This is a genomic window from Lentimicrobium sp. S6, assembly GCF_013166635.1.
Classification (GTDB): Bacteria; Bacteroidota; Bacteroidia; order Bacteroidales; family UBA12170; genus UBA12170.
Map to the genome: position 1 here is coordinate 1 of NZ_JABKBZ010000249.1, position 681 is coordinate 681.

The 681-nt window shown below is 35.5% G+C and carries 1 protein-coding gene; it reads right to left on the reverse strand.

All coding sequences use genetic code 11. The annotated features are described in order from the left end of the window. Nucleotides 1-542, reverse strand: a 542-nt coding sequence (locus HNS40_RS22585; RefSeq protein WP_172284966.1) for a transposase, incomplete at its 3' end; no start/stop codon positions are given. Between the last annotated feature and the right edge of the window lie 139 nt (nucleotides 543-681).

Sequence of the window (681 nt, forward strand, 5' to 3'; positions counted from 1 at the left end):
ACATTCAATACAAAAGACAACTCAGCATAATTCCGTGCAGTGCTAAACAAATATTCCTCTGGTCTTTCAACTAGCATTTCTTGAACTGGATTCTGATGAATATAGTTTAACTTCTCATAAAAGAACTTTGTTGTGTATATAACTTTAGCATGATTACCACTTTGCCAAAGTTTATATTCTTGCTCTCGCTTTAAATGCTTACAAAAATTATGCAACAAAGGTAACATCCATTCTCGTCTGCTTTCTGGCTCATCTTCTATTTGCCTAACTATCTTTTTCGATGTGTATTTCTTAAAATCTCTCAGAATATCCGATAATCTAAAGCCTTCTGCCGCTCTGCAAAGGAGATGTAAATGACTATGCATTAAAACCCAACCTCTTGCCTTAGGCAAGACCAAACCTTTATTTTCTTGACAATATTTTAAAGAATCGACAATGGCAAGTTTGTGATTTTTCCGAGTAAAAATATCAACCCAGCCTACCGTAGTCATTGTTATAAAATAGGCCTTATCTGGCTCGTGCGTTTTGTATTTGTCTGACATGAATCAAAGATAGAAATTTTTATTGTTGGTTTTGACTATGTTATACGCACGGATTACAAATCCGCGCTAGCGGGAAATTTAATAAATTGATTGTCTATCTTGTTGTTATACGCACGGAAAACATTTCCGCGCTAGCGGG